Genomic DNA, 26,894 nt, shown 5'->3' on the forward strand with positions numbered 1-26,894 from the left:
GTGCGCGACGGTCTCGATACAACGCAGCGCCGTCGCGCACAGGGTGCGCTCCCACAGTCGCCCTGATCAGCCCTTGCGCTTGAGCCTGATCAAACCGGAAATATCGTCATCGCCGTGGCCCTGCGCCATCAGCTCGGCGTAGTCGGCGAGCGAGCGTTCGATCACGCTGCGGTTGGTGCCGGCTTTTTCAGCGATGCCGCGGACGATGCCCAGATCCTTGTGCAGCAGGCCGAGCTTAAAGCCGACGCTGAACTCGTTGCGCAGCATGGTGGCGCCCCGCTTTTCGAGGAACCAGTTGCCGGCTGCGCCCGCGCCCAGCGTGGGCAGCAGACGTTCGGGATCGAGACCGAGTGCCTCGGCGAGGGCGAGTCCTTCGCAGACGCCCTGGGCGATGCCTGCCACCAGCACCTGGTTGACGGCCTTGGTGGCCTGACCGGCGCCGACGTCGCCCAAATGGGTGACGCGCAGGGCATACGCTTCGAGTACCGGGCGAGCGCGTTCAAGCACATCGGCATCGCCGCCGACCATCACGGAAAGCTTGCCGTTCTTCGCTCCTTCCACGCCGCCCGATACCGGTGCGTCGAGGAATTGCGCGCCGACGGCGGCCAGCTTGGCAGCGGCCTGCTTGGCGGTATCGGGCGCCACGGTGGAGTGATCCACCACGATGGCGCCCTTCTTCAGATGCGGCAGGAGTGCGTCGACGGTGGAGAGTACGTCGGCATCGGCGGTGACGCATAGCGCGATCACGTCGCACTGCGCGGCGATCTCCGCCAGCGACGGCGCGAGCACGCCAAGGTCCTTGGCCACGGCATCGGCATTGGCCTGCGTGCGGCTGGCGACGGCGTGCAGCAGGCCGTGGGCTTTGAGATGACCGGCCATCGGCGTGCCCATGGCGCCGAGTCCGATGAATGCTGCCTTGAGACTCATGAGTGTTCCTGGGTTTTCAATCTTCGCAGTGTACGTCGTGGGTGATGAAGGGGTGTTCGGGCGTCGGTCGTTCGAACCACTCCGGTTCGTCGAGCGTGCACAACATGTCGTCCATGCCGCTGGTCCAATGCAGCCTCATGCTGTCGACGCTGAACTCGTAATCCTTGTAATGCCCTTCGTACGGCTTGTTTCGGTAGATCAGGTGGAACAGGTTGATCAGCGCACCACTGGCGTGGACCTCGGCCTGTTTGTAGGCGAGATGGTTGCGCTGCTCTTCCGGCACCAGCTTCATCAGGTCATGAAGTATGCGTTGTTGGCGCTGCCGCTGCGCCATGTATTCGGTGATCAGTCGCGTGCGGCTGGAATACTGGATGTCCTTCGAACGCGTGGTGACTTCGGCAAGATCGCGCGGCAGCTCGCCGCGGGCGCTCCACAGATCCACCTGGAAAACCAGCGAATCGCGACAGGCCGGATCGGACAGGACCTTGTAGAGCGGCGTGTTGGAGACCATGCCGCCATCCCAGTAGAACTCGCCATCGACTTCGATGGCCGGGAACCCGGGCGGCAGCGCACCGGATGCCATGAAGTGCTCGACGCGCAGGTTGCCTTCGGTGTTGTCGAAATACGCAAAATTGCCGGTTCGTATGTTGACGGCGCCCACCGAGACGCGCATCGATGTCTTGTGATTGATGCGGTCGAAATCGACGAGGCGTTCGAGCGTGGACTTCAACGGCGCCGTGTCGTACCAGCTCGCCGAGGCAGGCGAGGCTCGCCACGGCATCAAGGGAAACGGGCGCGGCGTGAAGAAGCCGGGCTGTCCCTCCGTCAATGCGCGCAGTGCGGCCAGGCCACTCAGGCCGTTCTGCCACGGAAGCTCCCATGCAGCTGGGTCCATCGGCGGCGTGAACCAGGCAGGGAACAGCTGCGGCCGGGTGATGCTTTCCCAGAACTCGCGCAGCCGCGCCACACGATGCTCCGGTGCGTTGCCGGCGATGATTGCCGCGTTCAACGCGCCGATGGAAATGCCGGCCACCCAGTTCGGATGTAAGCCGGCCTGGTCCAGGGCCTCGTAGACACCGGCCTGATAGGCGCCCAGCGCGCCACCACCCTGCAGCACCAGCGCGATCGTCTGGTACTTCTGGTGGTGCTCTTGCAGCAGGTTGAGTGCGGCGGTCTTGTCGCTCGCGGATTTCTTTCGGACGTCCATACGGATCAGCCTCGACTCACTCGGCCAGATAATCGTGTACCACGGTGCCCAGGTCGAGCGTCAGGTCCGTGATGAAATGCAGGGCCGACTCCACCTTCAACACCGGCAGGTCGGCCACCGGCGCCAGCGCATGCGGATGTAGCTCCAGCGAGCCTGGCCCGGTCCATGCGCCCTTGAGCGTCACGTTGGTGGTGAAGTAGCGGACCAGCTCGCAGATGCGCGGCGTGCCGTCCACGTGCGGAATGATCTTGAGCAGGTAGTTGGGGGCCGCCAACGAAGCCAGCACCGCCTGACGATCGGCTTCGCGGTGCTTGAAGCCCATGGTGGCCTTGGCCACGCGCACCTTGCCGTAATCGAGCGTGCCGACCAGGGTGTCGATCTCGGTGTCCAGCTGCGGGCTGGCCAGCTTTTTCGGAAAGCCCCATAGCTCGCGCCCGCCGGCAATGGGTGGATGATCGTTCAAGTACATCGAATGCACGTAGCCGCCATGTTGACCCTGGAAGCTGACGGGGATCACCTGGCCTGATTCGGTGTAGTCGCCGAAGCCGGTGGAATCGGGCATGCGGATGAATTCGTATTTGACCAGCGGCTCGGTGACTTCGAGCGGCTCGGGCACCACCGCGCGCAAGGCATCGAGGTCGGTGCGATAGGTGATGACCAGGAATTCGCGATTGACGAAACGATAGGGGCCCACGGGAAACGCGGGACTGGTCAAGGGCATGGCGAAAGCATTGGCTTTTACGTCGGCGATCTTCATGCAAGGCTCCGGACAGACGGCCACGCGCTGCTCATTGCTGCGCGTGGCGCGGTATCGACCCACTCCGATGGCGACCGCCCGGCACAACCGGGCGGATCACCGCGATTACTGCATGTACCAGCCGTGGCTGACCACGATCGATTGTCCCGTAAGCGCGGCCGACGGGAAGCTGGCCAGATACAGCGCGGTCTGCGCGATGTCTTCCACGGTGGTGAAGACGCCGTCGACGGTGTCCTTGAGCATCACGTTTTTGATCACTTCGTCTTCGCTGATGCCGAGCTCTTTCGCCTGCTCGGGAATCTGCTTTTCCACCAGCGGGGTGCGTACGAAGCCGGGGCAGATCACGTGCGAGCGCACGTTGTGCGCGGCGCCTTCCTTCGCCAGCGTGCGCGCCAGACCCAGCAGGCCGTGCTTGGCGGTGACGTAGGCGGACTTGAGCTTGGAGGCTTCGTGCGAATGCACCGAGCCCATGTAGATGACGGTGCCGCCGCGGTCGTCCTTGTACATGTGCTTGAGCGCGGCCTTGGTGGTGAGGAAGCCGCCATCGAGATGGATGGCAAGCATCTTTTTCCAGTCGGCGAAGGCGAACTGCTCGATCGGATTGATGATCTGCACGCCGGCGTTGGAAATGAGGATATCCAGGTGACCAAACTGCGCGACCACCTTGTCGGTGCCGGCGTTGACGGCGTCTTCGTTGGTCACGTCCATCGCGATGCCGATGGCCTTGCCGCCTGCCGCATTGATCTCGTTGGCCGCTGCGTCGGCCGCTTGCTGGTTGATGTCGGCGATGGCGACCGCCGCACCGTTCTTCGCGTAAAGCTCTGCAATGGCCTTGCCCAGCCCACTGGCCGCGCCAGTGATGAGTGCCACCTTGCCGTCGAGACTTGCCATAACCACTCCTGTCGATGGGGAACGGGGAAAGCAGAAACGGTTGTCAGGCTGTCACAGCCTGGGGTGTGCATCCATAAGACGAATGGACCGCGTGTCTTTTATTCCGTCATTCCGGCGTAGGCCGGAATGACGAGCGGGTCCTATCGCCTCAACGCACACCTTCCGACAGATAGGTATAGCCGGTGAGACCTTCATTCAATGTGACAAACAACTGCTCCGCTGCGGCACCTTCGACACCCGCCGCCGCGATACGTTCGCGGTAGCTGCGACGCAGGGCTTCCAGGTCGTAACCGACGTAGTCGAGCATCAGGTCGGTGGTGTCGCCTCGGCGCTTGTGCGCGAAAACATACGAATCGCCGTCGACGCGCACATTCACCGCGTCGGTGTCGCCGAACAGGTTGTGGATGTCGCCCAGCGTCTCCTGATAGGCACCGACCATGAAGATGCCGAGGCGATAGCTTTCGTCTTCTTTCAGGGCATGCAACGGCAGGCTCACGTCCACACCTTCGGCGTCGACATAGTCATCGATGCGGCCGTCGGAGTCGCAGGTGAGATCGACGATCACGCCGCGACGCGTGGGCTCTTCGTCCAGTCGCGCGATGGGCGCGATCGGGAAGATCTGGTCGATGGCCCAGATGTCCGGCACCGATTCGAACACCGAGAAATTGGCGAAGTACTTGTCGACCAGTTTCTCGTCGAGTTCGTCCATGGCCTGTCGATGCGAGCGCTCGGCCGGCAGCAGGCGCGTGCGCACGGCATTGGCGATGGCGTAGTACATATCGTCCAGATGCGCGCGGTGTTCGAGGTTCAACTGACCCAGCGAGTACAAGGCCTGGCCTTCGGCAAGATGATGTTGGGCTTCATGGAACAGCTCCAGCGCCGGGCGCGTGTCGAGCTCGGCCCAGGTTTCGCGCAAGCGGCGCAGCACGGCCGGTTCGTGGTCGTGCGCGTCGGGGATATTGCCCTCGGGCACCGGCTCCACTTCGGTCACGTTGACCACCATCACGGCGTGGTGCGCGGTCATGGCGCGGCCGGCCTCGGTGATGATGTGCGGCGCGGGCAGGTTTTCTTCCGCCACTGCTTCGGCCAGCGACTGCACGATGGTGGAGGCGTACTGCTCGATCGAGTAGTTGATCGAGTTGTGGCTGCGCGAACGCGAGCCTTCGTAATCCACGCCCAGGCCGCCACCGACGTCGACGATGTCGAGTGGCACGCCCATGCGCTTCAATTCCACGAAGTAACGCGTGGCTTCGCGCATGCCATTGGCGATGTCGCGCACATTGGAAATCTGCGAGCCCATGTGGAAGTGCTGAAGCTTCAGCGTGTGCTTGAGCTGGGCCTGGTCCAGGCGCTCCACCAGGGTCAGCACCTGGCTGGGCGACAGGCCGAACTTGCCCTTGTCGCCGCCGGTGTTCTGCCACTTGCCGGCACCGATGGAGGCCAGTCGCACGCGCACGCCGAGCAGCGGCTCGACGTTGAGCGCCTTGGCTTCGGTGAACACGTGATCAAGTTCGGAAAGTTTTTCGATCACGATGTGCACGCGCAGGCCGAGCTTGAGGCCGATCAGCGCGAGACGGATGTATTCGCGATCCTTGTAGCCATTGCAGATCACGATGCTGCCCGGGCGCGCCATCGCCAGCACGGCCATCAGCTCGGGCTTGGAGCCGGCTTCCAGACCAAAGCCGTGTTCGCCGGCGGCCACCAGCTCGCCGGCGACGCCGCGCTGCTGGTTCACCTTGATCGGATAGACGGCCGTATAGCCGCCTGTGTAGTTCCATTCGCCGATGGCTTTGGCGAAGGCGTCCTGCAAACGCTTCAAACGATCGGCGAGGATGTCGGGAAAACGTACGAGCAGCGGCAGGCGCAGGCCTTCGGCGCGGGCGCGATCGACGATGACCGGCAGCGACAGCGCCGGGCCGGTGGCGCCCTTGGGACGCATCACGATATGGCCGGCTTCGTTGACGTCGACATAGCCATCGCCCCAGTGCGGAACGGCGTAGGTATGACGGGCAGCGTCGATGTTCCAGTGCTTCGACATGGAGGGCTCCTTGTTTTACGGGTGTAACACCCTGGACATGTCGTCGCAGCGGCGAGCCTTGACGAAACAAAGTCAGCCGGGCCGGAAGCCTCGCACGCCGCGGGGCCGCGGCTGACCTGGCGTACCGCGGGCGGCTAAGCGCGGCGGTACGGACGGCTATTGTAACGGCCTCTTGTGACAATGTGCCGAAGATCCGGGCATCTGCGGGCACCCCAGAGACCCCGTTCGGCTACAATTACGGATTCTTTGAACCCATCTTTTCGTCAGGAACATCCCCATGTCGCAGCATCCCAGCTGGTTCACCGAAGCCCACCAGGCCTCCGGCTCCTCCATCGGCTACCGCGTGGAGAAGCTGCTGCACGCCGAGAAAACGCCGTTCCAGACCATCGAGATCTACCAGACCACCGACTGGGGCAACCTGATGGTGATCGACGGCTGCGTGATGCTGACCAGCCGCGACAATTTCCTCTATCACGAAATGATGACGCACCCGGCCCTGTTCACCCATGCGCGCGCCAAGCGCGTGGTGATCATCGGCGGCGGCGACTGCGGCACGCTGCGTGAAGTGCTCAAGCACGAGGAAGTGGAGCACGCGGTGCAGGTGGAAATCGACGAGCGCGTGACGCGCCTGGCCGAGCAGTATTTCCCGGAACTGTGCGACTCCAACAACGATCCGCGCGCCGAGCTGCTGTTCATCGACGGCATCAAGTACATGGCCGAAGCCGAGCCCGAATCGCTCGACCTGATCATCGTGGACTCCACCGACCCGGTCGGCCCGGCCGAAGGCCTGTTCAACGCGGCCTTCTACAGCAGCTGCTACAAGGCCCTGCGCCACGGCGGCATCCTGGTGCAGCAGTCCGAATCGCCGATTGCGCACCTGGAGCTGATCAAGTCGATGCGCTCGGCCATGCGTACCGCCGGCTTCAGCGCGGTGAAGACGCTGCCGTTCCCGCAGCCGTGCTACCCCACCGGCTGGTGGAGCTGCACCATGGTCCGCAAGGGTGGCGATCTGGCCGGCTTCCGCGAGCGCGGCGCACTGAGCAAGAACTTCCCGACCCGCTACTACAACGCCGATATCCACAAGGCGGCGCTGGCCCAGCCGGAATTCATGCGCGAAGCACTGGGCGAGTAAGTTTTGCCGGTTCCCCGAACCCGGTGCGGCAACGCACCGGGTTTTTTCGTTTCTGGACCCGCTTAGAACAGCGTCTGGCGCGCCTTGGGCATCAACACCAGCACCAGCGTGGCCAGCGGCCCGAGCACCAGCGACAGCAGAAACCACAGCAGGCCGCTGCGGTTCTTGCCCTGGGCGAGGCCTGCGTTGATCAACGCCAGCGTGCCCCAGCCCACGAACCAGGGCGCCGCACGGCCGTCGGCCAAAAAGGAAATGTCGTTCACGTGGTTTTCTCCTGTGCTGCGCAGGATGACGTATCACCCCGGGGCGTCGCGAAGCGGCCATGCTAACAAGCTGGGACGCATTCTCCCGCCCGTCGCGTCCAGCGGATCAGGCGAGCTTAATCCTTGGACGTTATCCTGATTGTTGGCTCAGTGTAAGGACTACTCGATGCTTGGACGGCGCTTCTTCACATTTGCCCTGCTGCTGGCCGCGGCCTGTGACCCGGCTTTGGCGGCCAAGGCCCCCGCAAAAACGCCGCCCGCTGCCACGGATGCCACCTCGCCCGCCCGCCGCCAGGCGCTGCTGCAATACCAGAAGGATCTGGTCAGCGTGACCGCCCCGCAGGCCGATCCGATCCCGCTGATGGGCGCCGCCTTGCTGGCCCGGCCCCTGTCGGACCAGCCGGATTTCAACAGCTACCACACCCTGATCGACCGGGCTGCGGCCGCCCAGGGAGCCGGCCCGGAGATCAGCTGGGCCCGCCTGAGCGACTGCGACGCCAAGGCCTCGGACTGTCCCAACGCCGACGCCGTGGCCAAGCTGGTGCAGCAGGCGCCGGACAACGCGGCCGTGTGGCTGCTCAAGCTGGGCCAGGACCTGCGCGACGGCAAGAACGACGACGCCCGCCAGGATCTCGCCAAGGCGGCCGCCGCAAAGATTTACGACGACTACACCGGGGCGACGCTGAAGGCGTTGTCGAGCACGGTGACCGTGCTGCCGCCGCCCACCAACGTGGTGGGACCACTTTCGGCCACCAATGGGGCCGACGTGCAGCTGACCCTGGTATTCGGTCTGGCCGAAGGCCAGCCGCAGCCTGCCCTCCAGGCCACCGCCCGCCTTTGCGAAGAGAACGCCGACAAACCCCAGATCAAGGCGGATTGCCTGACCCTGGGCAAACTCTTGGAATGGGGCTCGAGCCCGCTGGCCCGTTCCCTTGGCCTGCATCTGCGCGAAGTACTGGCCGACGATGCATCCCAGCAGGAAGACGCCAAGCGCCTGCGCCGCAACCTGGTGTGGCAGGTGCAGAGCTTCTCCCAGCTCTCCGTGCGTGCCAAGGGCGATACCGCCGTGGCCCAGCATCTGCTCAAGCTGGCCCGCTCGGGCGGCACCCAGATGAGCCTGGTGCTCACCGCCTTGCACGACTACAACATGCCCGTCGATGCGCCGTCCGAATGGGAGCCGACCAAGGCCGGCTGATCGCCACGCCGATCCAGGCAACGCCAGCCCTGCAGAAGGACACTCATGCTTGCGTCGACGCCCCGGCCATCGTGTAGGCTGGGGCCCGGCTTGGACACTGGGGCGGCATCATGCTGACGGTACTGGTAGCAAGCAGCAAAGGCGGTTGCGGCAAGAGCACGCTGGTCACGCAATTGGCCTCGCACTGGGCGCAGGATGGCAAGCACACCGCCATCGTCGACGCCGACCGGCAGAAGTCTGGTTTCCGCTGGGCAGCCAATCGCCCTGACAACGTCCCCGGCGTTCTGGCCGTGGAAGGCGGCCGCCGCTCGATGGAAAAACTCCCTCCCGATACGCAGCGCGTACTCATCGATACGCCGGCGGGCTCGCAGGAAAAAGACCTGGAGCCCTATCTGGAGAAAGCCGACATCGTGCTGGTGCCGGTGCTGCCGTCAACCTTTGACCTCGATGCCACGTTCGGCTTTCTCGAGGAACTCAAGCAGATCAATCGCGTCAAACGAGGCAAGTTGCCGGTGGGCCTGGTCGGCAACCGCCTCAAGCCGTGGACCAACGCCAGTCAGGACGCGATGTCGCAGCTGTCCGAGCAGGCGCCGTTTCCGCTGGTGGCGCAGTTGCGTGACAGCCAGGCCTATGTGCTGCTGACGGCTCTGGGCAAAGGGATCTTTGATTACGGGTCGGAAAACGTGCGTAGCCATCAGGAAGACTGGAAACATCTGCTCCGCTGGATCAAGCGCCAGCACTGAATGGTCTAACCGTGATCCGGTGCGGCCAAACGGTGCTCTGTTCTGCTCAGCGAGGGTGGCATGATGTCCAGCAAGTCGGCGAGGTGGGAGGCGCGGCGTTGCGCAGGCGGTTGGCCTGGGCCCGTCGAGCATCGCGACCCGCGGGCCCACGGAAGCAGTGGCCCTGTCACTGCGTAGTACAGCGTATTACCAGGAGCCAACCATGCACGAACTCATCCTGTTGCGTCACGCCGAAGCTCAGCCGGCTCCCACCGGCGGCGACGACCACAGCCGGCGCCTGAGCGGACGCGGGGAGCAGGAAGCCAAGGCCGCCGGCAAGTGGCTGGCGTCGCACGGCGTGAAGCCCGACCGCGTGCTGTGCTCGCCTTCCGAGCGTACGCGCGCCACGGCGGCGCTGGCCCTGGCCGCGTACAGCTACGTCCCGGTCACCGAGTTTGCCGACGACATCTACGACGCCACGCCCGGCGAACTGCTGGCCCTGCTGGACCAGCACGGCGATGCCGGCACGGTGGTCCTGGTCGGCCACAATCCCGGCATCGAACGGCTGGTGGCGCTGCTGGTCGAAGGCCGTTCCGACGAATTCCGCGGCATGCCGCCCGCGGCCCTGGCCGTGCTTCATCTCGATGGCGCACTTGAACCCGGCAACGCCCGCCTGGATGCTTTCTGGTCCCCATGAGTTTGCCGTACGTCAGCTGCTGTCTTGTGCTGTTGTTGCTCACCCTGCTGCCGGCACAAGCAGCGGATTACCGCATCGATCCGGCCCGCTCGCATGCCGACTTCGGCGTGAAGCTGTTCTGGCTGACCCAGCTCAACGGCCGCTTCCAGGAGATCGATGGCGACGTCACGCTCAGCAGCCTGCACGACACCGCCGTCGTCGACGCCCATATCACGGTGGAGAGCATCCACATGAACTCTGACCGCATCCGCCGCTGGGTGTTGGCGCCGGAGTTTTTCGATGCGTCGCGTTTTCCTTCGATCCATTTCGTGTCCGAACCGATTTCGCTCGCCATGCTGGAGAAAGGCGGCGACCTGGACGGCGAGCTGACCATGCGCGGCGTCACCAAGCCGGCGCATTTCGAAGTACTGCCCTCGCACTGCCCGCTCGACTTGCCGCAGCAATGCGTGATCTCGGTGCGCGGCACCATCCAGCGCAGCGATTTCGGCATGAGCAACCATCGCACGGCCATTTCGGACCAGGTGCAACTGGGCATGATGATTAGTCTGGATTACGCCGCGCGTTCAGCCAACACTGACTGAGTGCGCCGCGGTCTCCCGTATCATCGCGGCATGCGCCAACGCTGGATCGCCGTCTCCTTTGTGCTTGTAGCGATCCTGATCCTGTCGGGATGCAGCGTCTCGCCCTCGCGCATCCGACGCGCCGACGACGCCGTCGCCGCGGGCGTGGAGCGCCAGCTCAATTGCGGCCATCCCGACCACTGCGCCATCGCCTCGCCGCTGCTCGATGCCGCGCATCAGGCGATCAGCGATTCGACGCCCGACGAGCCGGTGCACGTGGTCACCCTGCTCAACGACAGCGAGGCGGCGATGGTCGCGCGCCTCAACCTGATCCGCGCCGCCCAGCACAGCATCGATGTGCAGACCTACATCTGGGACCAGGACGATGCCGGCCAGCTGGTGCTGGACGAACTGATCAAGGCGGCGCGACGCGGCGTGAAGGTGCGCATCCTTGCCGACCAGCTGTTCTCCTTCGGCGACCCCGTGCTGCTGGAACGGCTGGCCACGGTGCACGAGAACCTCCAGGTGCGTCTGTACAACCCGACCTTCCATGAGGCGCAGACCTCGGTGGTGGAATTCAGCGCGAGCATCGTGTGCTGCTTCATGACGTTCAACCAGCGCATGCACAACAAGCTGCTGCTGGTGGATGACACGATCGGCATCACCGGCGGTCGCAACTACCAGGACCGCTATTTCGACTGGGACAACGACTTCGACTACGTCGATCGTGACGTGATGGTGGGCGGACCGGCCGCACGAGAGATGGCCTCGAGCTTTGCGACGTTCTGGAACCACAAGCGCTCCACGCCGCTGACCCACCTGCGCGACGTCAACCACTATCTGCTCGACGACTTCCATCCCGGCCCCTTGCCGGAACCGCGCTATGCGCATCCGCAGCGCGTGGCACGCGTGGTGGAGGAAGCAGGCGACACCGACTGGATCGACGACGTGCTGGTGTCCGACACCTTGCGCACCGGCCGCGTCGATTATTTCAGCGATCTCCCGGCCAAGACCGACGAGCCCGGCAAGCGCAGCGCCCACGAATTCACCACGCACCTCATGCGCATGGTGGGCTCCGCGCAGCACGAAGTAGTGCTGCAGACGCCGTACCTGGTGATGAGCGACCGGGCCAAGGCGATTTTCGAACGGCTGCACCAGGGCGACTCGCCACCGCGCATCGTGGTGTCGACCAACTCCCTTGCCTCGACCGATGCGTTCGCGGTGTATGCGCTCTCGTACAAGCACCGCAAGCGTTATCTCAAGGATTACGGTTTCGAGATCTACGAGATGAAGCCGCATGCGGCCGGTCCGGCCGAGGACAACGCCGATGCCGCGGCCGATGAAGGTCCCCCCCCGCTTGCCCAAGGCGGCACGCAGGCGCGCCACCGGGTCGGCACGGAGCGCGGCCTGCTCGGCAGTCGCAGCACCGCGCGCCGCAACCGCCCGGCCCCGCTGACCACGACCGGCCGCCGCTTCGGCCTGCATGCCAAGTCGCTGGTAGTCGATGACGATTTCGCCATGGTCGGCTCGCACAATTTCGATCCCCGCTCGGATCACTACAACACCGAGGCAGGCGTGATCGTCTACGACGCCCGTTTCGCCAGCGAGTTGCGCGACAGCATCCTGCGCGACACGCAGCCGGAGAATGCATGGGTGATCGCAAAGCGAGAGCAGAGCAGCCTGAGCATGGCGATCGGCGATTTCTCCGCCAGCCTGCCGATCTTCGACCTGTGGCCGTATCGCTACGCCACCAGCTATGACCTCAAGGCCGGTTGCATACCGATGCGGCCCAGCGATCCGGCCTTTCTCAGCTGCTATACGCCGGTGGGCGATTTCCCCGATGTCGATGTGTCGCCGAAGCTGATCTATACGCGGTTGATTACGGCGTTTGGTGCGGGCGTGCAGGGCGTGCTGTAGCGCGAGACCTCATCTGTGGGAGCGCACCCTGTGCGCGACAACCCAACCACGAGGCAATCATCGATGCCGCAGTCGCGCACAGGGTGCGCTCCCACAGGAGACGGTGTTGCCTGGAGCTGATCGATACTCTCGCGAAAGCGTGCAGAGCGTGCCGTAACCCGGAATCTCTCGTTGTAAGAGCACCCTGTGCGCGACAGCCCCACGGTGCGGCGAACATCGAGGCCGCAGTCGCGCACAGGGTGCGCTCCCACAGGAGGCGGCGTTGCCTGGAGCTGATCGATACACGCCCGAAAACAGCGTGCAGGGCGTGTTGTAACCCGGAACCTGTTTTTGCAGGAGCGCACTTGTGCGCGACAGCCCCAGGGCGAGGTACCCATCAATGCCGCGGTCGCGCACAAGTGCGCTCCTACAAGGGTGCGGCTGTCGGGGTGTCGTCGAAGCGCATGACCAATTGGCCCATCAGACCGTTGGGGTGGTCGCCGGGGACGGCGAAGCGCCAGCGCGTTGCGGTACGCAATGCGCGGTCGTCGAGGCCTGCGTTGCCGCTGGATTCGGCTACCGCTGCCTGACCCACGCGGCCTTCGCCATCGATGCTGAGCTTCAACACCACGCGCCCGCTGGCGAAGACAGCGCGCTGCAGCCATGGCGTCGCCAGTGACGGCATGTCGATGGGCGTGAGCGTGGGCAGCTCGTCGGTGGTCCGCGCTGCTGCAGCCACGATGCGTGTACGTGCAGTTGTGGTCGGAGCTGCAGGTTCGCGTGCGGCCGGTGCGCGTGTATGACGGCGCAGGATCCGGCGGACTTTGTCGCTGCTGGCGGACGCTGCGCCTGCCGGGCCTTGCCAGTCGCCGGTGAACGTGCTGAGCCATGCCGTGCCCGCCACGCCGATCGCCAGCGCGAGCAGGCTCAGGCAGACGGTGGTGCGCAGTCGAAACATCGCGATGAGCGGGCCGAGCGGATCGCTCAGCGTTCGAGGATGGCGGTGACGCCCATGCCGCCGGCGGTGCAGATGGAAATCAGGCCACGCCCCGAACCTTTCTGCTCAAGCAGCTTGGCCAGCGTGGCGACGACGCGCGCACCGGTGGCCGCGAACGGGTGACCGGCGGCGAGGCTGGAACCATTGACGTTGAGCTTGGCCGGATCGATCGCACCCAGGGGCTGGTCGAGGCCGAGACGGTGCTTGCAGTACTCGGCGCTTTCCCATGCACGCAGCGTGCACAACACCTGGGCAGCGAATGCCTCGTGGATTTCGTAGAAGTCGAAATCCTGCAGGCTGAGTCCATGGCGCGCCAGCATGCGCGGCACCGCGACGGTCGGCGCCATCAGCAGGCCTTCGCCATGCACGAAATCGACCGCAGCCACTTCCGCATCGCGGAACCAGGCCTGCACGGTCAGGCCGCGCTTGCTCGCCCATTCCTCGGTGCCCAACAGCACGGCGGCAGCGCCATCGGACAGACCGGTGGAATTGCCTGCGGTGAGCGTGCCATGGCCGGAGCTCTTGTCGAATGCCGGCTTGAGTGAGCCGAGTTTCTCCAACGTGCTGTCGGGACGCAGGAAACCGTCGCGCTTCAGGCCGCGGAACGGCACCACCAGATCCTCGAAGAAGCCGGCGTCATAAGCCGCGGCGAGCTTGCGGTGGCTGTCCAGCGCGAGTTGATCCTGCGCCTGACGCGCGATATGCCACTCCTTGGCCATCTTCTCGCAGTGGTCGCCCATCGACATGCCGGTGCGCGGCTCGGCCACGCCGGGGAACGCCGGCTTGAGTTCCTTCAGCGAAAAACCCTGCGTGGCGGTGCGCAGCTTCTCCTGCCAGGTCTTGGCACGGTTGACCGCCAGCAGACGCTTGCGCAGGCGCTCGCCCAGCACGATGGGTACGTCGCTGGTGGTATCCGAGCCGCCCGCAATGCCCGCTTCGATCTGCCCGGTGGCGATCTTGTTGGCAATGATGATGGCGTTGTCCAGCGAGGTGCCGCAGGCGCGGGCGGTGGTGATACCCGGCGTGGTGGGCGCCAGTCCCGAGGACAGCACCGCTTCGCGCGCCAGGTTCCACTCGGAGGCGTGCTTGATCACCGCGCCCATGGCCACTTCGCCCAGCTCCACGCCGTGCAGGCCGTAGCGTTCCACCAGGGACCCAAGCACTTTCACCGACATGCCGAAGTTGCCGACATCGGCGTAGGCGGTGTTGTTGCGGCAGAACGGGATACGTACACCGCCGATCACACCGACGCGCTTGAGCGTGTTTTCCATGGCTGGAGCAGTCCGAAGAGCCGAGTCGTCAAGGCTAACCCGCCCCGGCATGCCAAGAAAGTCCAAAATGCCTCAAATGCTAGAATCCAGTTCTTTGCTGTTCGGGTTCGTCAACCGTGGAAGCACAAACACTCGTCGCCCTCCCCGTGGTCCTCGCGTTGGAGCTTTCCGCCGGTGACACGCCCTCGCACCGTACGCTGAGCCGCGATGAGGCCGCCGAACTGGCCGCGCTGGTCGCCGCCGACCTGCACACGCTGGTGCCCCAGGTGGACGAGGCCCGCCTCGCCCTGGCCGGGGCCCTGTTCGACGCGGTGGAACTGCTGCGCCCGGGTTTCCCGGTGTGGACCACGCTGGACGAGCTGGCCCGGCGCGTGCCGCGCGGCCATCTGGAGAACGTGGTGGCCTTCGGCACCCACGAGGGCCACATGCCTGCCCAGCCGCTGGAACCCGAAGCCGCCTTTGCCGATGGCCCGATGCGCCTGCTGCCGATCTCGCTGCTGGCGCCCGAAGCGCTGGCCGAGAGCCTCTCGGAAAAGCTCGAAGTGGAGCTGGTGGGCCGCGGCGAAGCCGGCGCCCGTACGGCGGACTGGCTGATGCGCACGTTTGGCGTGCGGCTGGAACACGCGCGCTACCTGAGCCGCAACGACCTGCTCGCGCTCACCTGCGTGCAATACGAACACGTCAACCTCGCGCCGCTATGGAGCCTGCTCGAGGCCGCCCTGCTCACGCCCTATCGCGATGAGAGCACGCTCAGCGCGCGTGGCCTGGCACTGCGCTATCACCAGGGCAAGGTCGAAGTGCAATCGCCTGCCGACTGGTTGCGCAGTCAACCGAACGATCTCCATCAGCGCGCCCACGATGTCGCCGGTGCGGTATTCGAACTGCGCCAATACGCCGCACTGCTCGATGCGCATCACGTGCCGCTGGTGTTTGCTGATGGCGAGCCCGGCTCGGGCTACTTGCTCGAAACCTTCGGCAACGCTGATGCCGGTTACGACGCGCCGGCGCTGTATGCGCACGAAGCACCTGGCCTGGGCGTGGTGGCGGTGACGCTTGCGCAGCGTGGCGACGGCGGCCGTGCCCGCGTGCTCGCGCATGGCTATCCGCTGCATCCCAAGGCCCTGGGTCCGCTGGTGACCGAGCTGGCGCAACGCCATGGTGTGCCTGCCGATTTACATGCGCTGGGCTGCATCCTGCTCGATGCCGATGGCCAGCTTGGTGCGCCCGCCCAGGCCTTGCACTGAATGCTTGCTCGTTGGAGTTGAGCAAGGACCCTGCACAGCCGGCTTCAGTTGGCGCATGATGCGCTGACAAGGCGCGGGGGGTGCGCCAGCGGGCCGAACCGAAGATGCGCGAAACCGATCACGAGTTCGTCCCAGCAGGAGGCGAGGCGCATTGGCCCGCCCACGTGCTGGACGGCGCGCCCGCCTTGATCACCTATGTGGATCGCGACCGGCGTTTTCGCTTCGTCAACGCCACCCATCGCACCTGGCTGGGCATCGACCCCGCACGCATGATGGGTCGCACGGTCGACGAAGTCATCGGCATGTGGAATCTGGAACGCGCCGGCGCCTGCCTTGAGCAAGCCCTGGCCGGCGAGCCCGCCGTCTACGAAGGCGAACTGTTTGCCGGCGCCGCGCGCTGCTATGTGCACGGCAATTTCCAGCCGGACGTGGATGACGACGGCCAGGTGCGCGGCGTGTTCACCGTGTTTACCGACATCACCGCGCGCCATGCGCTGGAATTGCAGCTGCGCGAAAGCGAGCAGCGTTTCTTCGGCGCGTTCCAGCATGCGCCGATCGGCATGGCGCTGGTCACCACCGAAGGCCAGATGCTCCGCGTCAACGCAGCACTGTGCGACATGCTGGGCTATAGCGAACAGGAACTGCTGACGCGCGCCCTGCCCGATCTCACCCACGTCGACGACCTGCCCGCCTCGCGCGAGCTGTCGCGCTCACTACGGGAGGGCCGGCGCGAGACGTATCAATTGGAGAAGCGCTACATCCACCGCGATGGTCATGTGGTGTACGTGCTGCTCAGCGTTTCGCTGGTGCGTGCAATCAATGGCGAGCCGTATCACGCCGTCGCGCAAATCCTCGACATCAGCCAGCGCAAGTCTTATGAGGAAGCCCTGTTCCGCGAACGCGAGCTGGCCGAAGTGACCTTGCGCTCGATCGGGGACGCGGTGATCACCACGGATCTGCGGCATTGCGTGACCTCGCTCAACCCGATCGCCGAGGCGATGACCGGATGGAGCCAGGCCGAAGCGGTCGGCAAGCCGATGAGCGAGGTGTTCCGCCTGATCGACAGCCGCACGCGCGAACCGTTGCACAGCCCGCTGCTCGATGCCATCACGCGCGATGCCATCGTGGAACTGAAAGGCAATGCGGTGCTGCTGCATCGCAACGGTTTCGAAACGCCGATCGAAGATTCCGCCGCATCGATCCACGACCATGCCGGCAGCGTCATCGGCGGCGTGCTGGTGTTCCACGACGTGAGCGAGACGCGCGCGCTGGCGCTGAAGATGGCGCACCTGGCGCAGCACGACACGCTCACCGGCCTGCCCAACCGCAGCCTGCTGCAGTCGCGCCTGGAGCAGGTGCTGGCCGCCGCGGTGCGCCGTCACGACGAAGCCGCGCTGCTGCACATCGACATCGATCACTTCAAGCTGATCAACGACGCGTTGGGCCACAGCGCCGGCGACGATCTGCTGCGTGAGTTTGCGGCACACCTTCGCCATCACCTGCGCAACGAAGACACCGTCAGCCGCATCGGCGGCGACGAATTCGTGGTGCTGCTTTCGCACGTTGACGGGCGTTCGGGTGCCAGCCAGCTGTGCGAGAAACTGATGCGGCTGTGGCAGGCCTCGCCGGCCAGCAAGATGGGCGAGTTCAACATCACCTATAGCGTGGGCATCAGCGTTTATCCCGACGATGCCCTCGATGCCGAAGCGATGCTGCGCAACGCCGACATCGCCATGTACGAAGTGAAGATGAAGGGTCGCAACGACTACCGCTTCTTCACCTCGCAGATGAGCGAACTGCCGGCGGCGCGCCTGCGCATCGAGCAGGATCTGCGCAAGGCGCTCAAACGTGGCGACCTGCATCTGCACTACCAGCCCAAGGTCGATGCGCGCACCGGCGTCATCGTCGGCGCCGAAGCGCTTTTGCGCTGGCAGGTGGAAGGCCGCGACGTCTACATGCCGGACCAGTTCATTCCGGTGGCCGAAGAAAGCGGCCTGATCGTACCCATCGGCGAGTGGGTCATCCGCCAGGCTTGTCGACAGGCCGGTGCGTGGTATCGCGCCGGCAGGCCCATCGTGGTGGCGGTGAACGTGGCTGCGCCGCAGTTCCAGCACCCGGGTTTCCATGCCACGCTCAAGAGTGCGCTGGAAGAAGCGCAGCTGCCGCCATCGCTGATCGAGCTGGAACTCACCGAGCGCATGGTGATGTCCGCGGGCGACCAGAGCCGGGCGCTGATGCAAGGCATCAAGGACCTGGGCGTCAGCCTCGCGCTGGACGATTTCGGCACCGGCTATTGCAGCCTGTCCTACCTGAAGTATTTCCCGATCGACGCGCTGAAGATCGACCGCACCTTCGTGCGCGATATCGCCACCGATGCGGACAACGCTGCCATCACCGACGCCATCATCACCATGGCTCGCGGCCTGGACATGAGCGTGGTGGCCGAAGGCGTGGAGACTGCGGCGCAAGCGGAACACCTTCGCCGCGCCGGCTGCTCACTGCTGCAGGGCTTCCTGTTCGGCACCGCGATACCGCCCGAACAGTTCAGTCAGCAGCTGCTGCCCGCCTGAGCCATACCGCGCCCCTTGTAGGAGCGCACCCTGTGCGCGACCAACGCCTCAGAATTCCGCTTCGTACATGAAGTAATGACACCGCTCCATGCCGAGCCCAGCATACGTGCGCTGCGCCCGCTCATTCTCCGTCTCCACATACAAACGCAAGCCAACGGCTCCAGCCTGACCCGCGCGCTGCTTCGCATCGTCGTACAGGCTGCGAAACACGCCTTCCCGACGCGCCGACTCCACCACGTAGACGCTCTGGATCCACCAGAAGTCTCCCGCACGCCAGTCGCTCCATTCGTAGGTCACCAGCAGGCATCCCACCGGCTCGCCCGCACGTTCGGCCACCAGATAGAAGCCGCGTCGCGGTTCGTCGAACACCGCCGTCACGCCACGCTCGATCACCTCGGGCGCCAGTGACTTCTGCTCGGTTTCCCACGCCATGGCGGTGTTCCATTGCGCAATATGCGCAATATCGTCGCGGTGGGCGATGCGTATCTCGATGCTCATGCGGGATCTCTCAAGGCTTGGCAGGCCCGCGCGTTCGTGACGCGCCGAGCTTGCGGGTCAAGGTGTTGCGGCCAACGCCCAGCGCGGCGGCCGCATGCTGGCGATGGCCTTCGTGCGCTTCGAGCGCGACTTGCAGCAGGGTCTGGTCGAGCGCTGCCCGGGCACGTGTGTGGATGTCGAGCTCGCCATCGGCCAGGGCCTGCGTCACCCATTCGCGCAAGGCGTCGGTCCAGCCGCCAGCCGGACTGTTCGCGGCACCCGCGCCCAGGTCCGCGGGAAGAATCTCGTTGCCCGGCGCAATCACCGCCAGTCGACGGCACAGGTTTTCCAGCTCGCGCACATTGCCCGAGAAGTCGCGCTGCCCCACGACCTTGAGTGCCGCCTTGGAAAACCGCTTGGGCGCGAGATGCAGTTCCTGCGCGGCACTGGCAAGGAAGTGCCGTGCCAGCAGCGGGATATCCGAGCGTCGCTGGCGCAGCGGCGGCAGTTCGATGCGCACCACATCGAGGCGATGCTTGAGATCGGCACGGAACTGGCCGGCGGCGACGCGCGCATCCAGGTCCTGGTGGGTGGCGGCGATGATGCGCACATTGCCGCGGATCAGTTCACGACCGCCCACGCGATAGAACTCGCCGCCCGCCAGCACGCGCAGCAGGCGCGTCTGCAAGGCCAGCGGCATATCGCCGATCTCATCGAGAAACAGCGTGCCGCCTTCGGCCTGTTCGAAGCGTCCGGCATGGCGGCGCGTGGCCCCGGTGAAGGCACCCGCCTCGTGGCCGAACAATTCGCTTTCCAGCAGTTCGCTGGGAATCGCCGCCGTGTTGAGCGCCACGAAGGGTTTGCCGCGGCGCGCGCTTTCGTCATGCAGGGCACGCGCCACCAGCTCCTTGCCGGTACCGGTTTCGCCGGTGATCAGCACGTTGAGATCGCTTGCCGCCACGCGACCGATCAGGCGAAACACTTCGCGCATGGCCGGGCTATCGCCCAGCAAGGCGTGGGTTGGCGCAGGGGCCGCTTCAGGCGTCGTCGTCGCAGTCGGCAGATCGGCCAGCGCGCGCTGCACGGCGGCCACCGCCTGATCGAGATCGAACGGCTTGGCGAGATAGTCCACCGCGCCGGCGCGATAAGCCGCCGCCGTGGTCGCCACATCGGTAAAAGCGCTCATCACGATCACCGGGCCCAGGCCTTGTGCCTTCAGCGCGGCGATGAGGGCAAGTCCACCCTCGCCCGGCATGCGTACGTCAGTGAGCAACAAGGCGGGCGACGAGGAGCGCAGTGCGTCGCGTACCGCCTCGGCGTCGCCGAACTCGCGCACGTCGAGGCCGGCGTCGCGCAGCGCTTCGGCGAGCACGAAGCGCACGCCGCGATCATCGTCGGCAATCCAGATCTCGTGGGCTGATTCAGTCATGCGCGTGCCCCATGGGCAGATAAAGGGAGAACGTGGTTTCGCCTGCGCGATCCACATGGCGCAGCTCGCCACCGTGCTCGCGCGCAATCTCCCGCGCCAGCGCCAGTCCCAGTCCACTGCCATCGGCGCGACCGGATACCAGCGGTTCGAACAAGGTATCGCGCAGATGTTCGGGTACGCCCGGGCCGTCATCGACCACGTCCACGCGCAGCGCCATGCGCGCCATGCGTTCGCCCAGCCGTACCGATGGTTCGGCACGGGTGCGGAACACCAGGGTTTTCGCGCCTGCTTCGACGGCGTTGCGCGCCAGGTTGAGCAGCAGCTGCAGCAGACGGTCGGCGTCGCCGTAGATGTCAGGCAGGCTCGGGTCGTAGTCGTGGCGTACGGTCGGTGGCGCGGGTTCGGCCATCAGCAGGTCGCCGAGTCGCTCCAGTTGCACGTGGATGTTGACGTCACCCAATTGCGCTGCGGCGCCGTCATGGTGCAACAGGCGATTGGCCAGGGCGGCCAGCCGATCGGCTTCGGCAATCACCAGGCCGGCAAGGCTGCGCAGCTGGTCGTCCTCGACGCGCCGCTGCAGCAACTGCGCCGCACCGCGCAAACCGGCCAGGGGATTCTTCACCTCATGGGCGAACCCGCGCAACGTAGCCGAAAGCGGCGTGCCCGAGGGAGCCGGCGGCGCCAGCGCATGCACTTCGAGCAACAGCTCGCCACTGGCAAGCCGCTGCATCGACACATCGACCCGCGCCATCTCGCCGCGCGCCGACGGTATGTCGATGCCACGCAATTGGTGCGGCGATGGCTCCTGCAGGGCGCGCTCGGCCAGCGCCATCCACTCCGGTCGATGCAACAACACCACCAGCGACTGCCCCACGGCACTGCGCGGACCGATATCGAGCAATTCCGCCAAGGCCGGATTCACCCACAACAGGCGCAGCCGCTCGTCCGCCAGCGCCATCCCGGTCGCCAACGGCTCCGCCCACCCTCGCGCTGCTGTATCGTTCATTGCACCATCATGGACAATGCGCCGGCTTGGTGCAACGCCGCATGGGGCGGGGGCCGATCTATGGGGTTGTCGAAGCCGGTCGCCCAGGCGCGCTTCTGTCAGCGCCCGATGCTCGTCGCGGTCGGCTCCACTCCTCGCCAACCTATTTGAACAGGGCCATGAGTGCCTTCGCGCCGGCCGTCGAAGAGGCAGGGTTCTGACCGGTGACGAGGCGACCGTCGGTGACGGCGAACACTTCCCAGTTGGCCTTCTTCTCGAAAGTGGCGCCGAGCTTCAACAGCTCGTCTTCGACCAGGAAGGGAACGACGTGGGTGAGCTGGACTTCTTCTTCTTCGCCGTTGGTGAAGCCAGTGACGTGCTTGCCCTTCACCAGTGGCTCGCCCTTGTGTTTGACGTGCCTCAACACGCCGGGAGCGTGGCATACAAAGGCAATGGGTTTGCCGCTGTCGTAAAACGATTCGATCAACTTGATCGAGACCGGATCTTCGGCGAGATCCCACATGGGACCGTGGCCACCCGGATAGAACACGGTGTCGAAGTCCTTCGAAGACACGGAGTCGAGGCGTGCGGTGTTGGACAAGACCTTCTGTGCCACCTTGTCTTCCTTGAAACGGGTCTGCGCAGGAGTCTGATTGCTCGGGTCATCGCTCTTGGGATCGATGGGTGGCTGCCCGCCCTTGGGTGATACGACCGTCACCGATACGCCGGCATCGGTAAAAACGTAATACGGCGCCGCAAATTCTTCGAGCCAGAAGCCGGTCTTCCTTCCCGTGTTTCCGAGTATGTCGTGTGAGGTGAGTACCATCAGTATCTTCATGCCGTAACCCCTCGTTAGATGCGACCAGGACCTGTCATCTCGCCCGATGGAATGCCTCCCGCTTCAGGCGACCACGCTCGATGGATCGATGGTTCGGTTCTCTGTCCGCGAAGATTGCCCCGGCTTTGCAAAGGGGTCTATCAAGCTTTGGTATCAGTTTTCCGCCACCGGACTTCTCAACCCTTGCATCGCAAGATCTGACATGCGTGCCACGTGCGCACGCCCAAGCGTCCTGATGGATGGATCGACGTGATGGCAAGAACGTCGCCAGCAGGTGCATGAGACTCAGCGCTGAAAACACGATGCTGTCGCCGTGTACCCTATCGACGCTTTCGCACCTTTCCCCATCCCCGCCTGAAGCACTGTTACCTATGAGCAAACCTTCCGCCCCCCTCGATTCCGAGCACGGCGCAGCCGTCTACTCAGATCGCGTATTGAAGATTTATGACCGCTGGGTCCTGGGCTTCTCGAACAACTATGCGTGGAAGTGTCCAACGGACGCCGTGCTGTTGCCTTTTTTCCAGCAACACCTGAGCTCCAACCATCTCGATGTGGGCGTCGGTTCGGGCTACTACCTGGCGCATAGCGCGGACAAGCCCGGGCAGAAAGTCACCTTGCTGGATCTCAATGACAACAGCTTGAAGGCTGCAGCGTCGCGCATCGCGAACTTGCAGCCAACGCTGGTGCGCGATGACGTATTGCAGCCCAGCGGTGCGCTCGGCGACAGGACGTTCGATTCGATTTCCCTGTTCTATCTCCTGCATTGCCTGCCGGGCACGATGACCGACAAGGCGCGCAAGGTGTTTTCCACGCTTGGTACTCACCTGACCCCGGGCGGCGAGCTGTATGGCGCGACCATCCTCGGCGATGAGGCCAACCACAACTGGCTGGGGCGCCGCCTCATGGGGCTTTACAACCGCAAGGGCATCTTTGGAAACCGCCACGACACGCTGGCAAGTTTGCAGTCGGCACTCAGCGAATATTTCGCCAAGGTCACTGTATGGCAGGTTGGAAAGGTGGCGCTGTTCAGGGCTGAGATGCCGCTGACTTAAAAGGGGAGCACGCCAATCCGTGCTCCGGCAGGGCCCCATGGGCTAGCGCGAGACCGCTTCCACGGCGGCGCGTACCCAACGGCGGCGCAAGTCGGTGACTCGCGACAACCAGCTCTTGCGCATCACATGCAGCTCTTCGATCGATGGCGCGTGTCGATACGCGCCTCGTCGAAAAGGTCGGAAGAAATATCCGAATCGCGTGACGGCGCCGAGGATCATCGTCCGGCGCCGCGTTTGAGCCGGCGCGCCGCTTCCATCGCTGCGGCAAGCTGCTGCCGCTGCGACAGCACCGGTGAGAGCTGCCTGTAGGGTTCACCAAACACGTGATCGAACAGATCACCGACGGACTGGATGAGCTTAGCTAGCCGAGTGGGTCGGGAGGTAAAGCGAAAATGGCCAGCCATGATAGTCACCTTGAGTTTTGACGCTGCGCCCCGGTGGACGCGAATCCCTGTCGATGGGTCGACAGGTGTTGTGGCGGGGCGCTGCCCCACCACAACCCGTACTGGTTAGTGCTTGGTGGGCACGTTCACGGTATCAATCGCGTGGATGATGCCATTGCTCGAGGTGATGTCTGCCTTGGTGATGGTGGCTGCGCCAATGCGGAGCTTGTCGCCATCCTTGGTGACCGTCGCGGTCTGACCCTGCATCATCTTCGGTGTGGTGAGCTTCTCGACGTCCGCGGCCGAAGCGCGGCCCGGCAGCACGTGATACTTCAGCACCGAGATCAATTCGGCCTTGTTTTCCGGCTTGAGCCAATTGGACAGCACATCCTTGGGCAGCTTCTCGAATGCCTCATCCGTCGGCGCAAAGACCGTGTACGGGCCGGTGCCCTTCAACACGTTGGTGAGTTCTGCCGCTTCAAGCGCCTTGCCAAGGGTATGGAAGCTGCCGTTGGCAGCCGCTGTTTCGACGAGGTTCTTGCTGCTAACGCGAGACACGTTGGAATCGTTGGTGGACATGAGTATTTGCCTTTAGTGAAGATCCGAAATGCGGATCCAGAGCGGACGTAGCCGCAACTCCGATACAGATCGGAGAAATACTCAGATGGCGTTAGGGAGAGGACCGCGAGGCTGAGACGCCTGCCAAGGAGGAGACTTTCTATCCTGGCGCCCATGCAGCATGCACGTGTGGTTGTTACGTAAGGGTGATGTGGCAACTGTTCGTCGTCATGCCACGTGGGCGGTTCACTTGACGTTGGTCAACGGGATCGTTGCAGCCACTCGAGCGCACGTCGCAGCCATGCGTTCGCCTGGTTCGGATTCCACACCAGGGTCGCCACGCTTTGCGGCGGCATGGTGTAGTCGAAACGGGTCTGGCCTTCCGCCACGGAGACGTTGCGTGGGTCCACGCTGCTGTTCACCATCACCAGTACGATCGAGCCATCGCTGGGATTGAGGAAGGCCACGTTGTCCAGACCCTTCTCGGTAGCGGTGGAGTTGATCCGCAGCGCACCGGGCAGCACGAATCGACTGAAGTGCGCCAACGCGTAGTATTCATCGTTGCGGCTCACCTCACCCGTGGCCGAGTCGATCGTCACCACGCCCTTGCAGGCGTCGCAGCCGCCAAAGTGCGGGCCATGTTTCTCATCGAGAACCAGGTTCCAATAGATGACGCCGCGCGCCCACTGCCGGATGCCTGCAATCAACAGGTCGCGCGAGAACCACAGCAATTCGCCCTTGACGCTGGAGGCCCAGTCGCCACCGGAACACTCGGTGATATAGGCGTCCTTGTCGGGGAAGGCACGATGCACGCGGCCCTGCGCATAAGGGCTGCCTTCGTAGCAATGCCAGGCAACGCCGTCGATGTAGCGTGCCGCCTCGGCGTCGCCCAGGACGGCCAGGGGCTGCTCGGGCGCATTCCAGTTGTGGTCCCATTCCAGGATGCGCGTGTTGGATTTGCGGCTTGCCAGCTTGGGACCCAGGTACTGCGCGACGATGCGTGCCCGCGTGGCCGCCGGCATCTGCATGCCCGGATAAGTGATCGGTATGAAGCCGGGCTCGTTCTGCACGGTCAGGGCGAAAATGGGGATGCCGTAACCGCTATAGGTATCGAGGTACTTGAGCAGATAGTCCGCGTATGTCTCCTCGTACTGCTCCAGCAACTCGCCACCAATCAGGTTCTCGCTGGTCTTCATCCAGGCCGGTGCGCTCCATGGCGTGGCCACGATCTGCAAGTCCGGATGGATGGAAAGCACTTCGAGCACGCTCGGAATCACGTCGCGCAAATTGCTCGTGATATTGAAATGCTCCAATGTCGGATCGGTCTGCCCGAACGGCACATCGTCCAGCGTGTAAGGCTTGAGCGAGAAATCCGACGCGCCGATGGTCAGGCGCATCATGTTGAAGTTGAGGTTGGGCGGCGGACCGTACAGCTCGTGCAACAGCGCACTGCGCTGCGTATCGCTGAGATCGTTCTGCAGCAGCCACGCCGACGAGTCGGTCATCGCGGCGCCGAAGCCGACCATGCTTTGGTAGGTGGTCTGCACGTCGATCACCACATCGGCAGGCGCCGAGCCGCGGGCGCGCATCGCAAGGTCGGGTTGTCGGGCCAGCTTCAGGCGACGGTCGGCCGTGCTCAACCATAGCTCGACCGCGGGCAGCAGCGACGGCGTCGCAGGTGCAATGTGGGCGCCGACCACCGGACGCTCCAAGCGCGGCGCATAAAGGGCGGTCAGGGTCAGCAGGGCAATCAAGCCGACCGGGACAAGCGTGGCCCACCTGGATTCGGATCGATGCTCATCCATGGCGCACACAAAACCCTACGCTCGCGCTGCAGTTCAGTTGGATCACGAAACTCCCGGGTCTGCGCATCAACACAAGATCCTGGCCGATCACGGCGACAGGATCGGATTCATTGCGCCAAAACCCCGGCATGAACCCGATGCCATGCGCGCAGCATAGCGAACCTGCGCCGTCTTGACTGTGGCCGAGCGCATTGAATGGCCGCATCGGCCTGCGCGGATGGATCAGCTGGCAAAGCCAGCAAGCTCGTGCGAAGCATCTTCGCGGGATGCCCGTCGCGTCTTTTATCCATAGCCTCTCAACGCATCGCCACGCTCTGTTGGCACGCGTTCATCGCCGCGCTCCGCTACGACGCTCAGGGCCGTGCGCGGCCTTTTTTTTCTTGAATCGCGGGTAAGTGTCACGGACGGTTTCACGCAGCCTTTGACTGGGACATGCGCGCGCCGGCGGCACGATGCGCCGCCAACAGCAAAGGAGTTCATCATGATCAAGCGCATGCTTCCCTTAGTGATTGGACTGGCTGTTTCCAGTATGGCGTCCGCGCAGACCATGCCCGCCGCGGCGCAGTCCACTACCAGTGCCACCACCCAGACGACCCAGACCACCACCGTCACGACCTGGAGCAACCAGCCTCCGACCGGTGCGTTGACCGAAGAGGCGATCAAGTCCTCCATCGCCAACGCTGGCTACAAGGAGGTCAAGGGCCTGGAGTTCAAGGACGGCGTGTGGCGCAGCGAGGCCCGCGGCGGCGACAAGAAGTGGGTCAAGCTCTCCGTCGGTCCCGTCAATGGCAAGGTCTACCCGGCCGATGCGCCGTCCAAGCTCAACGAAAACGAAGTCAATGCACAGCTGGCGACGGCAGGCTTCCAGAACGTCAAGCACGTGAAGTTCGCCGAAGGGCTGTGGAGCGCCGACGCCAAGAGCAAGCGGGGCACCGACGTGAATCTCCTGGTCGATCCCACCGATGGCAGCGTGGTGGCCCGCTCGCGCGATTGATGCGTC

At 64.4% G+C, this 26,894-nt stretch carries 25 protein-coding genes; 10 read left to right on the forward strand and 15 right to left on the reverse strand.

Going from position 1 to position 26,894, the window contains the following annotated elements; translation table 11 throughout:
- Window positions 1-66 precede the first annotated feature (66 nt).
- From AC1DE1_RS16315 to speA, 5 genes are all read right to left on the reverse strand, one after another.
- Window positions 67-927: an NAD(P)-dependent oxidoreductase gene (locus tag AC1DE1_RS16315; protein ID WP_441601701.1), complete on the reverse strand. Its 861-nt coding sequence runs from the start codon at window positions 925-927 to the stop codon at window positions 67-69.
- 16 nt (window positions 928-943) lie between these two features.
- Window positions 944-2,134 carry a DUF3734 domain-containing protein gene (locus AC1DE1_RS16320; protein ID WP_441601702.1) on the reverse strand — a complete coding sequence of 397 codons (1,191 nt, stop codon included), beginning with the start codon at window positions 2,132-2,134 and terminating at the stop codon, window positions 944-946.
- Between the two features lie 16 nt (window positions 2,135-2,150).
- A complete protein-coding gene (locus AC1DE1_RS16325) occupies window positions 2,151-2,891 on the reverse strand; it encodes an acetoacetate decarboxylase (protein WP_477179149.1) in 741 nt (246 codons plus the stop codon).
- 105 nt (window positions 2,892-2,996) lie between these two features.
- Window positions 2,997-3,782 carry a 3-hydroxybutyrate dehydrogenase gene (locus AC1DE1_RS16330; RefSeq protein WP_046971977.1) on the reverse strand — a complete coding sequence of 262 codons (786 nt, stop codon included), beginning with the start codon at window positions 3,780-3,782 and terminating at the stop codon, window positions 2,997-2,999.
- Between the two features lie 148 nt (window positions 3,783-3,930).
- Window positions 3,931-5,820 carry a biosynthetic arginine decarboxylase gene (gene speA / locus AC1DE1_RS16335; protein WP_441601703.1) on the reverse strand — a complete coding sequence of 630 codons (1,890 nt, stop codon included), beginning with the start codon at window positions 5,818-5,820 and terminating at the stop codon, window positions 3,931-3,933.
- A gap of 277 nt (window positions 5,821-6,097) precedes the next feature.
- Between speA and speE the strand changes: the two genes are divergently transcribed.
- Entirely contained in the window at window positions 6,098-6,952 is an 855-nt protein-coding gene (gene speE, locus AC1DE1_RS16340) for a polyamine aminopropyltransferase (protein ID WP_121883865.1), read from the forward strand.
- Window positions 6,953-7,014: 62 nt separating this feature from the next.
- On the opposite strand, the gene AC1DE1_RS16345 is transcribed toward speE, so the two are convergent.
- Window positions 7,015-7,215: a hypothetical protein gene (locus tag AC1DE1_RS16345; RefSeq protein WP_046971974.1), complete on the reverse strand. Its 201-nt coding sequence runs from the start codon at window positions 7,213-7,215 to the stop codon at window positions 7,015-7,017.
- Window positions 7,216-7,381: 166 nt separating this feature from the next.
- On the opposite strand from AC1DE1_RS16345, the gene AC1DE1_RS16350 reads away from it, so the two are divergent.
- From AC1DE1_RS16350 to AC1DE1_RS16370, 5 genes are all read left to right on the forward strand, one after another.
- Entirely contained in the window at window positions 7,382-8,410 is a 1,029-nt protein-coding gene (locus AC1DE1_RS16350) for a hypothetical protein (protein WP_441601704.1), read from the forward strand.
- Window positions 8,411-8,520: 110 nt separating this feature from the next.
- Window positions 8,521-9,153 carry a ParA family protein gene (locus AC1DE1_RS16355; RefSeq protein ID WP_046971972.1) on the forward strand — a complete coding sequence of 211 codons (633 nt, stop codon included), beginning with the start codon at window positions 8,521-8,523 and terminating at the stop codon, window positions 9,151-9,153.
- Window positions 9,154-9,355: 202 nt separating this feature from the next.
- The gene (locus AC1DE1_RS16360) at window positions 9,356-9,829 is read left to right on the forward strand and encodes a SixA phosphatase family protein (RefSeq protein WP_441601705.1); all 474 of its coding nucleotides are present in this window, start codon (window positions 9,356-9,358) and stop codon (window positions 9,827-9,829) included.
- The gene (locus tag AC1DE1_RS16365; protein ID WP_441601706.1) at window positions 9,826-10,410 is read left to right on the forward strand and encodes a YceI family protein; all 585 of its coding nucleotides are present in this window, start codon (window positions 9,826-9,828) and stop codon (window positions 10,408-10,410) included. Before AC1DE1_RS16360 ends, AC1DE1_RS16365 begins: the two co-directional genes overlap by 4 nt.
- 30 nt (window positions 10,411-10,440) lie before the next feature.
- Window positions 10,441-12,306 (forward strand): phospholipase D-like domain-containing protein, encoded by a 1,866-nt coding sequence (locus AC1DE1_RS16370; protein ID WP_441601707.1) that lies wholly within the window; start codon window positions 10,441-10,443, stop codon window positions 12,304-12,306.
- Between the two features lie 406 nt (window positions 12,307-12,712).
- Here the strand turns inward: AC1DE1_RS16370 and AC1DE1_RS16375 are convergent, their stop codons facing one another.
- Both AC1DE1_RS16375 and AC1DE1_RS16380 read right to left on the reverse strand, forming a co-directional pair.
- Window positions 12,713-13,243, reverse strand: a complete 531-nt coding sequence (locus tag AC1DE1_RS16375) for an energy transducer TonB (protein WP_441601708.1) — start codon at window positions 13,241-13,243, stop codon at window positions 12,713-12,715.
- 26 nt (window positions 13,244-13,269) lie between these two features.
- Complete coding sequence (locus AC1DE1_RS16380) at window positions 13,270-14,553, reverse strand: acetyl-CoA C-acetyltransferase (protein ID WP_441601709.1); 1,284 nt, start codon at window positions 14,551-14,553, stop codon at window positions 13,270-13,272.
- Window positions 14,554-14,669: 116 nt separating this feature from the next.
- Between AC1DE1_RS16380 and AC1DE1_RS16385 the strand changes: the two genes are divergently transcribed.
- Both AC1DE1_RS16385 and AC1DE1_RS16390 read left to right on the forward strand, forming a co-directional pair.
- The gene (locus AC1DE1_RS16385) at window positions 14,670-15,797 is read left to right on the forward strand and encodes a hypothetical protein (RefSeq protein ID WP_441611134.1); all 1,128 of its coding nucleotides are present in this window, start codon (window positions 14,670-14,672) and stop codon (window positions 15,795-15,797) included.
- Between the two features lie 104 nt (window positions 15,798-15,901).
- Window positions 15,902-18,367, forward strand: a complete 2,466-nt coding sequence (locus AC1DE1_RS16390) for a sensor domain-containing protein (RefSeq protein ID WP_441601711.1) — start codon at window positions 15,902-15,904, stop codon at window positions 18,365-18,367.
- Window positions 18,368-18,415: 48 nt separating this feature from the next.
- Here AC1DE1_RS16390 and AC1DE1_RS16395 read toward each other — a convergent pair whose 3' ends face one another.
- The 4 genes from AC1DE1_RS16395 to AC1DE1_RS16410 all read right to left on the reverse strand — a co-directional run bounded on the left by AC1DE1_RS16395 (window position 18,416) and on the right by AC1DE1_RS16410 (window position 22,096).
- Window positions 18,416-18,865, reverse strand: a complete 450-nt coding sequence (locus tag AC1DE1_RS16395) for a GNAT family N-acetyltransferase (protein ID WP_441601712.1) — start codon at window positions 18,863-18,865, stop codon at window positions 18,416-18,418.
- 10 nt (window positions 18,866-18,875) lie between these two features.
- Complete coding sequence (gene ntrC, locus AC1DE1_RS16400; protein ID WP_441601713.1) at window positions 18,876-20,273, reverse strand: nitrogen regulation protein NR(I); 1,398 nt, start codon at window positions 20,271-20,273, stop codon at window positions 18,876-18,878.
- On the reverse strand, window positions 20,266-21,279 hold the full coding sequence (locus AC1DE1_RS16405; protein ID WP_441601714.1) for a two-component system sensor histidine kinase NtrB: 1,014 nt from the start codon (window positions 21,277-21,279) through the stop codon (window positions 20,266-20,268). Before AC1DE1_RS16405 ends, ntrC begins: the two co-directional genes overlap by 8 nt.
- A gap of 142 nt (window positions 21,280-21,421) precedes the next feature.
- Window positions 21,422-22,096, reverse strand: coding sequence for a type 1 glutamine amidotransferase domain-containing protein (locus AC1DE1_RS16410; protein ID WP_441601745.1), 675 nt, complete (start codon window positions 22,094-22,096; stop codon window positions 21,422-21,424).
- 278 nt (window positions 22,097-22,374) lie between these two features.
- Here AC1DE1_RS16410 and AC1DE1_RS16415 point away from each other — a divergent pair, with 278 nt between their 5' ends.
- Window positions 22,375-23,148: a class I SAM-dependent methyltransferase gene (locus tag AC1DE1_RS16415; protein WP_477178520.1), complete on the forward strand. Its 774-nt coding sequence runs from the start codon at window positions 22,375-22,377 to the stop codon at window positions 23,146-23,148.
- A 215-nt stretch (window positions 23,149-23,363) separates the two neighbouring features.
- Here the strand turns inward: AC1DE1_RS16415 and AC1DE1_RS16420 are convergent, their stop codons facing one another.
- The 3 genes from AC1DE1_RS16420 to AC1DE1_RS16430 all read right to left on the reverse strand — a co-directional run bounded on the left by AC1DE1_RS16420 (window position 23,364) and on the right by AC1DE1_RS16430 (window position 25,894).
- On the reverse strand, window positions 23,364-23,552 hold the full coding sequence (locus AC1DE1_RS16420; protein ID WP_441601747.1) for a hypothetical protein: 189 nt from the start codon (window positions 23,550-23,552) through the stop codon (window positions 23,364-23,366).
- 105 nt (window positions 23,553-23,657) lie between these two features.
- Entirely contained in the window at window positions 23,658-24,110 is a 453-nt protein-coding gene (locus AC1DE1_RS16425; RefSeq protein ID WP_441601748.1) for a fasciclin domain-containing protein, read from the reverse strand.
- 239 nt (window positions 24,111-24,349) lie between these two features.
- Window positions 24,350-25,894: a glycoside hydrolase family 30 protein gene (locus AC1DE1_RS16430; protein WP_441601749.1), complete on the reverse strand. Its 1,545-nt coding sequence runs from the start codon at window positions 25,892-25,894 to the stop codon at window positions 24,350-24,352.
- Window positions 25,895-26,375: 481 nt separating this feature from the next.
- On the opposite strand from AC1DE1_RS16430, the gene AC1DE1_RS16435 reads away from it, so the two are divergent.
- Window positions 26,376-26,888: a PepSY domain-containing protein gene (locus tag AC1DE1_RS16435; RefSeq protein ID WP_441601750.1), complete on the forward strand. Its 513-nt coding sequence runs from the start codon at window positions 26,376-26,378 to the stop codon at window positions 26,886-26,888.
- The last annotated feature ends 6 nt before the right edge of the window (window positions 26,889-26,894 follow it).

Source organism: Dyella sp. 05T440, from assembly GCF_056395965.1.

Excerpts from the sequence above, each read along its gene's own strand:
- speE (WP_121883865.1), top strand. The coding sequence starts at position 6,098 with ATGTCGCAGCATCCCAGCTGGTTCACCGAAGCCCACCAGGCCTCCGGC.
- AC1DE1_RS16380 (WP_441601709.1), bottom strand. The coding sequence starts at position 14,553 with ATGGAAAACACGCTCAAGCGCGTCGGTGTGATCGGCGGTGTACGTATC.
- AC1DE1_RS16360 (WP_441601705.1), top strand. The coding sequence starts at position 9,356 with ATGCACGAACTCATCCTGTTGCGTCACGCCGAAGCTCAGCCGGCTCCC.
- AC1DE1_RS16395 (WP_441601712.1), bottom strand. The coding sequence starts at position 18,865 with ATGAGCATCGAGATACGCATCGCCCACCGCGACGATATTGCGCATATT.
- AC1DE1_RS16315 (WP_441601701.1), bottom strand. The coding sequence starts at position 927 with ATGAGTCTCAAGGCAGCATTCATCGGACTCGGCGCCATGGGCACGCCG.
- AC1DE1_RS16435 (WP_441601750.1), top strand. The coding sequence starts at position 26,376 with ATGATCAAGCGCATGCTTCCCTTAGTGATTGGACTGGCTGTTTCCAGT.
- AC1DE1_RS16350 (WP_441601704.1), top strand. The coding sequence starts at position 7,382 with ATGCTTGGACGGCGCTTCTTCACATTTGCCCTGCTGCTGGCCGCGGCC.
- AC1DE1_RS16425 (WP_441601748.1), bottom strand. The coding sequence starts at position 24,110 with ATGTCCACCAACGATTCCAACGTGTCTCGCGTTAGCAGCAAGAACCTC.
- AC1DE1_RS16375 (WP_441601708.1), bottom strand. The coding sequence starts at position 13,243 with ATGTTTCGACTGCGCACCACCGTCTGCCTGAGCCTGCTCGCGCTGGCG.
- AC1DE1_RS16410 (WP_441601745.1), bottom strand. The coding sequence starts at position 22,096 with ATGAAGATACTGATGGTACTCACCTCACACGACATACTCGGAAACACG.
- AC1DE1_RS16330 (WP_046971977.1), bottom strand. The coding sequence starts at position 3,782 with ATGGCAAGTCTCGACGGCAAGGTGGCACTCATCACTGGCGCGGCCAGT.
- AC1DE1_RS16320 (WP_441601702.1), bottom strand. The coding sequence starts at position 2,134 with ATGGACGTCCGAAAGAAATCCGCGAGCGACAAGACCGCCGCACTCAAC.
- AC1DE1_RS16430 (WP_441601749.1), bottom strand. The coding sequence starts at position 25,894 with ATGGATGAGCATCGATCCGAATCCAGGTGGGCCACGCTTGTCCCGGTC.
- AC1DE1_RS16420 (WP_441601747.1), bottom strand. The coding sequence starts at position 23,552 with ATGGCTGGCCATTTTCGCTTTACCTCCCGACCCACTCGGCTAGCTAAG.
- AC1DE1_RS16405 (WP_441601714.1), bottom strand. The coding sequence starts at position 21,279 with ATGAACGATACAGCAGCGCGAGGGTGGGCGGAGCCGTTGGCGACCGGG.
- AC1DE1_RS16390 (WP_441601711.1), top strand. The coding sequence starts at position 15,902 with ATGCGCGAAACCGATCACGAGTTCGTCCCAGCAGGAGGCGAGGCGCAT.
- AC1DE1_RS16365 (WP_441601706.1), top strand. The coding sequence starts at position 9,826 with ATGAGTTTGCCGTACGTCAGCTGCTGTCTTGTGCTGTTGTTGCTCACC.
- AC1DE1_RS16355 (WP_046971972.1), top strand. The coding sequence starts at position 8,521 with ATGCTGACGGTACTGGTAGCAAGCAGCAAAGGCGGTTGCGGCAAGAGC.
- speA (WP_441601703.1), bottom strand. The coding sequence starts at position 5,820 with ATGTCGAAGCACTGGAACATCGACGCTGCCCGTCATACCTACGCCGTT.
- AC1DE1_RS16415 (WP_477178520.1), top strand. The coding sequence starts at position 22,375 with ATGAGACTCAGCGCTGAAAACACGATGCTGTCGCCGTGTACCCTATCG.
- ntrC (WP_441601713.1), bottom strand. The coding sequence starts at position 20,273 with ATGACTGAATCAGCCCACGAGATCTGGATTGCCGACGATGATCGCGGC.
- AC1DE1_RS16370 (WP_441601707.1), top strand. The coding sequence starts at position 10,441 with ATGCGCCAACGCTGGATCGCCGTCTCCTTTGTGCTTGTAGCGATCCTG.
- AC1DE1_RS16325 (WP_477179149.1), bottom strand. The coding sequence starts at position 2,891 with ATGAAGATCGCCGACGTAAAAGCCAATGCTTTCGCCATGCCCTTGACC.